Annotated in this window: 5 protein-coding genes and 1 pseudogene; 3 read left to right on the top strand and 3 right to left on the bottom strand. The window is 69.1% G+C overall.

Going from position 1 to position 7133, the window contains the following annotated elements:
* The 3 genes and pseudogenes from C5O18_RS04845 to C5O18_RS10845 all read left to right on the top strand — a co-directional run.
* On the top strand, positions 1 to 536 hold a 536-nt coding region (locus C5O18_RS04845; RefSeq protein WP_146089214.1), incomplete at its 5' end, for an efflux RND transporter periplasmic adaptor subunit.
* A gap of 2 nt (positions 537 to 538) precedes the next feature.
* Entirely contained in the window at positions 539 to 3604 is a 3066-nt protein-coding gene (locus C5O18_RS04840; RefSeq protein ID WP_105191951.1) for an efflux RND transporter permease subunit, read from the top strand.
* A 62-nt stretch (positions 3605 to 3666) separates the two neighbouring features.
* A pseudogene (locus tag C5O18_RS10845) lies at positions 3667 to 4521 on the top strand (MBL fold metallo-hydrolase); the annotation flags it as partial.
* Between the two features lie 139 nt (positions 4522 to 4660).
* Here C5O18_RS10845 and C5O18_RS11250 read toward each other — a convergent pair.
* The 3 genes from C5O18_RS11250 to C5O18_RS04820 all read right to left on the bottom strand — a co-directional run.
* A complete protein-coding gene (locus C5O18_RS11250) occupies positions 4661 to 5698 on the bottom strand; it encodes a M14 family zinc carboxypeptidase (protein WP_241146743.1) in 1038 nt (345 codons plus the stop codon).
* Positions 5695 to 6645 (bottom strand): magnesium/cobalt transporter CorA, encoded by a 951-nt coding sequence (gene corA / locus C5O18_RS04825; protein ID WP_105191947.1) that lies wholly within the window; start codon positions 6643 to 6645, stop codon positions 5695 to 5697. The genes C5O18_RS11250 and corA overlap by 4 nt, the downstream gene beginning before the upstream one ends.
* A 138-nt stretch (positions 6646 to 6783) precedes the next feature.
* Positions 6784 to 7133 (bottom strand): ComF family protein (locus C5O18_RS04820; RefSeq protein ID WP_162495436.1); only part of this gene is annotated, 350 nt, incomplete at its 5' end.

Here is a 7133-nt window from a genome sequence, read left to right as displayed (position 1 = left end):
CGCCGGTCAAGCTCGATGTGCCGGTGCCGGAAAGCCAGGCCAGTGTCATCCGCCCCGGCCTCGCGGTGACCGCCGCCATTCCCGCGCTGCCCGGCCTCGAGGCCCGGGGACGCGTGCTGGCGCTGGAGCCGGTGCTCGATGGCGCCGCGCGTGCGCTGCGGGTCAGGCTTGCCCTCGACAATCCGGGTGCCCGCCTGCAGCCCGGCATGACCGCGCAGGTGCGTTTCCTGGTCGCGCAGGGGCGTCCGGCGCTGCTGGTGCCGGAGCAGGCGGTGGTGGCGCAGGGCGGCAGCCAGGTGGTCCATGTCGTGCGTGACGGCAAGGCGGTGCCGGTGACAGTGAGCACCGGCACCCGCGCCGGCGGCGAAGTGGAGATCCGCAGCGGACTGGCCGCCGGCGACACCGTGGTGGTGTCCGGGCAGAACAAGCTCAACCGGCCGTCGCAGCCGGTGCGCGCGGTGCCTTACCAGGCTCTGCCGGAAGGGGCCGCCGCCGCGGCCGTCGCTCCCGGCTCCGCCGCCGGCACGGAGGGCTGAGCATGGGGCTGGCCGAGCTGTGCGTGCGCCGGCCGGTGCTGGCGACCGTGCTCAACCTGCTGGTCATGCTCGCCGGTGTCATGGCCTTCGAGCTCCTCACCGTGCGCGAATACCCGAACATCGACATGCCGGTGGTCACGGTGCAGACCGACTACCGTGGCGCCAGCGCCGCCATTGTCGAGTCGACGGTGACCAAGACGCTGGAGGACTCGCTGTCAGGCATCGAGGGCATCGACTTCATGACCTCGACCAGCCGTGCCGAGAGCAGCCAGATCAGCCTCACCTTCGACCCCTCGCGCGACATCGACAGCGCCGCCAACGATGTCCGCGACCGTGTCGCGCGCGTGCGCCAGCGTCTGCCGGAGGATGTCGACGAGCCGCGCATCGCCAAGGCCGAGGCTGATGCCCAGCCCATCCTCTGGCTGGCGCTGTCGTCGTCGCAGCACAGCCCGCTGCAGATCAGCCAGGTCGCCGATGTCCAGATCAAGGATCGCCTGCAGTCGATTCCCGGCATCGCCGATATCCGCATCAACGGCGAGCGCCGCCCGGCCATGCGCGTGTGGCTGGATGCGCCGCGCCTGGCCGCGCTGGGCCTGACCCCGGCCGATGTCGAGACCGCCCTGCGCGGGCAGAACGTGGAGATTCCGTCCGGGCGCATCGAGAGCGACCTGCGCGAGTTCTCGGTGCTGGCCGAGACCGACCTGAACACGCCGGCGCAGTTCGCAGGCATCGTGCTGCGCGACGACAACGGCATGCTGGTGCGCCTGGGTGATGTCGCGCGCATCGAGGTCGGCCCGGCGGACATCCGCCGCAGCGTGTTCTTCAACGGCACCGAGGGCGTCGGCATCGGCGTCATCCGCCTGTCCACGGCCAACCCGTTGGAGGTCTCGCGCGGTGTGCGCGCGGCGCTGCCGGGCATCATCGAGCAGCTGCCGCCGGGCATGACGCTGACGCCGGCCTACGACTCCTCGGTGTTCATCGACGCCTCCATCGACAGCGTGGTGAAGACCCTGCTGGAGGCGGTGGTGCTGGTGGTGCTGGTGATTTTCCTGTTCCTGCGCAGCGTGCGCGCCACGCTGATCCCGCTGGTGACCATTCCGGTGTCGCTGATCGGCGCGCTGGTGTTCATGCAGCTCTTCGGCTTCTCGCTCAACACCCTGACCCTGCTCGCCTTCGTGCTCGCCATCGGCCTGGTGGTGGATGACGCCATCGTGGTGCTGGAGAACATCTACCGCCACATCGAGGAAGGACTGAAGCCCTTCGACGCCGCCATCCGCGGCATCCGCGAGATCGCCTTCGCGGTCATGGCCATGACCTTCACGCTGGTGGCGGTGTTCGCGCCGCTGGCGTTCTCCACCGGTCGCACCGGCAAGCTGTTCACCGAGTTCGCGCTGACGCTGGCGGCGGCGGTGCTGGTGTCCGGCTTCTGCGCTCTGACCCTGTCGCCGATGATGTGCGCGCGCGTGCTCAAGCCGGTGCAGGGCGAGCCGCCGCGCTGGTCGCGCGCCATCGAGCGCGGGCTGAACGGACTCGGCACGGGCTACCGGCGCCTGCTGCTGGGCCTGCTGCCGTGGCGGCTGGCGGTGGCGCTCGGCGCCGGCGTGCTGCTGCTGCTGGCGGCCTTCGTGTTCCGCGGTCTGCCGGGCGAGCTGTCGCCGGTGGAGGACCGCGGCATCATCATTGTCACCGGGACGGCCCCCGAGGGCGCGACGCCGGGCTATGTCAGCCGCTACGCGCGTCAGGTCGAATCCATCCTCGATGCCGTGCCCGAGCAGGTCAGCACGCTCATGGTCACAGGCTTTCCCGACGAGTCGCGCTTCATGAGCTTCAACCTCATGCAGCCCTGGGGCGAGCGCGCGCGCAAGACCCAGGAGATCGCGCCGGAGCTGGGCGCGAACCTGTCCGGCGTGCCCGGCGTGCAGGCGCTGCCGGTGCTGCCGCCGTCGCTGGGGCAGGGCAACCGCAGCAGTCCCATCGAGCTGGTGGTGCAGACCACGGGTGACTACGAGCGCCTGGGCCAGGTCATGCAGACGCTGCTGGCGCGCGCCGAGGACAATCCGGGGCTGGTCAACGTGACCTCCGACCTCAAGCTCAACAAGCCGCAGCTGTCGGTGGTGGTGGACCGCGACAAGGCTGCGCTGCTCGGCGTCGGTGTCGCCGAGCTCGGGCGCGCGCTGGAGTCCTACCTCGGCGGTCGCGCGGTGACCACCTTCAAGCTCGACGGCAAGCAGTACGATGTCATTGTGCAGATCGAGGATGCCCAGCGCAGCGAGCCGGAGCAGCTGGCGGGCATCTTCGTGCGTGCCCGTTCCGGCGACATGATCCCGCTCAGCAACCTGGTGCGGGTCAGCGAGACCGTCAGCCCGTCCTCGCTGGGACACTTCAACAAGCTGCGCAGCGCCACCCTGAGCGCCAACCTGACGCCGGGGTATTCGCAGGGCGAGGCGGTGCGGTACCTGGAGCAGGCCGTGCGCGACCTCGCCGACCCGCAGGTGAGCAGCGACTGGAGCGGGCCGACGCGCGAGTTCCTGCTCGCCAGCGGCAGCCTGGCGCTGGTCTTCGTGCTCGCGCTGCTGTTCATCTACCTGCTGCTGGCGGCGCAGTTCGAGAGCTTCCGCCATCCGCTGGTGATCCTGTTCACGGTGCCGCTGGCCATGCTCGGCGCCGTGCTGGCGCTGCGTTTCACCGGCGGCAGCATCAATGTCTACAGTCAGGTCGGCCTGATCACCCTGGTCGGCCTGATCACCAAGCACGGCATCCTGATCGTGGAGTTCGCCAACCAGCTGCGCGAGCGTGGCGAAGAGGCCGCGCAGGCGGTGATCGAGGCTTCGGTGCAGCGCCTGCGCCCCATCCTCATGACCGCCGCCACCATGGTGCTGGGCGCGCTGCCGCTGGCGCTGGCCACCGGTGCCGGTGCCGAGGCGCGCCAGCCCATCGGCTGGGTCATCGTCGGCGGCATGAGCATCGGCACCGTGTTCACCCTGTTCGTGGTGCCTGCGGTCTACCTGCTGATCAGTGCGCGCGGGCCGGGCGCTGTCCGGCACCCGGTGAAGGAGGTTGTTTCGTGAGCGAGCATGACCAGCCGCGCCGCCGGCGCGCGACCAATCCGGCCGAGGCCCTGCTGCGCCGCATGCCGGCACGGCTGGCGCTGTTCGCGCGCCCGGCCATCACCATGCCGCACGACGAGCACTGGGATGGTCATCGCTTCCACAATCCCGGGCTGCGCACCGGCCATGGCCTCAAGGAGGCGCTGAAGTGGCTGCGCACGCGCCAGCCCGCGGCCTGGCCGCAATGGGTCGACGCCGAGCCGGGGCCGAGACCGGCGGAGCGCCTGAGCGAGCAGCCGGACGACTGGCAGGTGACGTTCGTCAATCACGCCACGGTGCTGATCCAGATCGGTCCCTGGAACCTGCTCACCGACCCGGTCTGGTCAGACCGCGTGAGCCCCCTGCGCAATGCCGGGCCGCGCCGCGTGCGCAATCCCGGCATCCGTCTCGACGAACTGCCGACCATCCACGCCGTGCTGCTCAGCCATGACCACTACGACCACCTGGACCTGCGCACGCTGATGTGGCTGTCGCGGCGCGACGACCCGCTTGTGGTCACCGGACTGGGCATCGGCGCGCTGCTGCGCGGCCACGGACTGCGCCGTGTCGAGGAGTGCGACTGGTGGCAGCATGTGGCGCTGGGGCCGCTGGACATCCACTTCGTGCCGGCCCAGCACTTCTCCGGACGCGGCGCCCGCGACCGCAACCGCACGCTCTGGGGCGGGCTCATGGTCACCTCGGATGCCGGCAGCCTGCTGTTCGCCGGCGACACCGGCTACGGGCCGCACTTCGGCGCCATCCGCGAGCGTCTGGGCGCGCCCAGGCTGGCGCTGCTGCCTATCGGCGCCTACGAGCCGCGCTGGTTCATGGGGCCGGTGCATATGAATCCGGATGATGCCGTGCGCGCCCACGTCGATCTGCAGGCGCAGCGCTCGCTGGCCATCCACTTCAACACCTTCCAGCTCACCGACGAGGCCGTCGACCAGCCGGTGATCGACCTGCGCGAGGCATTGCTGGCGCANCCTGGGGGGCGACTTGTAGCGCAGGCGTTTGTCGCCCCCCAGGGACGACCAGCACTCAGGTCTGCCCCTGCGTGTACCAAAGTTCGCGTGCCGCCTGCTCGCACATTTCCCGTGACGCCGACCCCCTTGGCAGCCAGCTCTCGCTGGCCAGCGCCGCCTGCTGCAGGAAGTCGAACAGGGTCAGGTGGCGGCGCAGCACGCGCGCCTGGCGGTGGGGCAGCATGGGGTTGAACAGGCCCAGCGGGTCGAGCAGCTGGCGCGGGTTTTTCTTCATCCACAGCCACGAGCCCATTTCCAGCGTGAACGGCAGGAACAGGTTGCCATTGCCGGCGGCCAGGGTCTCGTCGTAGAGGTAGTCCCAGAGGTCGCCGTGGGTGGTGTAGCTCAGCGCCTGCGGCTCCATGAGATAGAAGTCGTGGTGCGGATAGGTGCGCTGGAACAGCGCGCGCAGCGTCCAGACCTCGGGCAGGTGCGGCAGCGGGTTGCGGCTGCGGGCGTAGGGAAACCAGATGCGGTCGCGGAAGCCGAAGCCGGAGTGGCAGTCGATCGCCATGGAGAAGCGGTGCGAGTGCAGGCGTTCGCGCACCACGCGGAACAGCGCCTCGGCTTCGGGCTGCAGCTGCTCGCTGGCGCGGCCGCGGTACCAGGGCAGGCGCGGACTCAGGCGCTGGCCGCCGAGCGGCCAGGGTACCCGGTGCTCGGCATCGACCGGGGCGTGGCGCATGAGGTCGACGCCGGCGGGGTTGGCACGGGTGCCGCGCAGGAAGCCGCCGGGATTGACGATGGGCACGAACACCAGTCGCACCCGCTCCAGCAGGTCGTGCAGGGTGACATCCCAGGACAGGCGCTCGACCAGGTTGCCCAGGTAGGCGATCAGCACCTGGCTGCCGATGCGCTCGACGCCGTGCACGCCGCCGAAGTAGCCGATCGCCGGCACATCGGTGCGCCGGCTGCCCAGCGTCATGCACCAGACCGGCAGGGTCTCGCCGTCGCAGTCGATCCTGGTGACGACTTCCGGGCACAGCCGAGACCCCGCCTGCTCGATCAGGCGCTCCAGCGCCAGCAGTTCGGGGTTGTCGGCCAGGTGTCTCACAGCCAGTTGCGTCGCTTGAAGTAGAAGTAGGGCGCCACCGCCGACAAGGCCATCAGCCCGATGGCGAACGGGTAGCCGGCCTGCCAGTCGAGTTCGGGCATGAACTTGAAGTTCATGCCGTAGATGCTGGCGATCATGGTCGGCGGCAGGAACACCACGGAGGCCACCGAGAAGATCTTGATGATCTTGTTCTGGTTGGCGTTGATGAAGCCCAGCGTGGTGTCGAGCAGGAACTTGATCTTGTCGAACAGGAAGGAGGTGTGCGCGATCAGCGACTCGGAGTCGCGGATGATGTCGCGCAGGCGTTCGCTGAGCTCGGCGTTGAGCATGCCCGAGCGCAGCAGCAGATAGAGCATGCGCTGCAGGTCGACCATGGAGATGCGGACCTTGCCGATGATGTCTTCCTGCTGGGCGATGTCGGTCAGCAGCGACTCCATGTCGTCGGTCTCGGCGTTGCCCAGCACCTGCGAGCCGGTCACTTCGAGATCGGCGGCGATGCGCTCGATCATGTCGGCAAGGTTCTCCACCTTGGTCTCGAACAGGCCGATCAGGATCGACTTCGGGCTGCTGATATTGACCAGCCCCTTGCGCGCGCGCAGGCGGAACAGGCGGAACGCGGCCAGCTCCTCCTCGCGCAGGGTGAACAGGCGGTCGCCGTTGAACACGAAGGCGGCGGAGAGATTGGTCGACGACTGATCGGCGTAGTTCAGGAAGTAGGAGCTGATGTGCAGGCCGTCATCGTTCTCGTAGAAGCGCGAGGTGGCCTCGATCTCGTAGAGGTCATCGATGCTGGGCAGTTCCTGCTGATAGGCGATGCGCACCCACTCGCGCTCTTCCTCGGTGGGGTTGATCAGGTCGACCCAGAGAATGTCGGCGATCAGGTCTTCGGCGGCATTGATGGCTACCGGTTCGAGCAGGCCCTTGTGCAGGGTGAAAGCCATCAGCATGGGGGGCGTCTCCCGTGGATTGCCGGCATTCTATCAATGCCTCAGGACGACCAGCCAGCGAGTCTGCGACAAATGGCTGACAGATTCATGAACGGATGTTTCCCGTTTCCGGTGACCGCCCGGTGGTGGTTGTGCCGGTCATGGCGGCAGCGTGCGCGCCACCGCCAGCACGCTGATCTCGCCGGCACCGGCCGTGCGCAGCAGCAGGCTCAGGCAGGCCAGGGTGGCGCCGGTGGTCATGACGTCATCGACCAGCAGGACGTGGCGGCCGGCCAGTGACGGGCCGCACCAGGCGAAGGCATTGGCGAGGTTGTCGCGTCGTGCCTGCGGGTCGAGGCTCTTCTGCATGGCGGTGTCGCGCCGGCGCCGCAGGCTGGAGACGTCGATGTCGCAGCGCTGCCCGCGGGCGACGACGCGGGCCAGCAGCGCGGCCTGGTTGCAGCCGCGGCGGCGCAGGCGGCGAGGATGCACCGGCACCGGCAGCACCA

The sequence above is a fragment of the Amnimonas aquatica genome, from assembly GCF_002943415.1.
GTDB classification, from domain to species: domain Bacteria; phylum Pseudomonadota; class Gammaproteobacteria; order Pseudomonadales; family Moraxellaceae; genus Perlucidibaca; species Perlucidibaca aquatica_A.
Note: the sequence above shows the minus strand (reverse complement) of the source record. Positions and strands in the feature narration are given on the sequence as shown.

What these genes read in the sequence shown, in the direction of transcription:
- C5O18_RS04840 (WP_105191951.1), top strand. Translation starts at nt 539, where the DNA reads ATGGGGCTGGCCGAGCTGTGCGTGCGCCGGCCGGTGCTGGCGACCGTG.
- corA (WP_105191947.1), bottom strand. Translation starts at nt 6,645, where the DNA reads ATGCTGATGGCTTTCACCCTGCACAAGGGCCTGCTCGAACCGGTAGCC.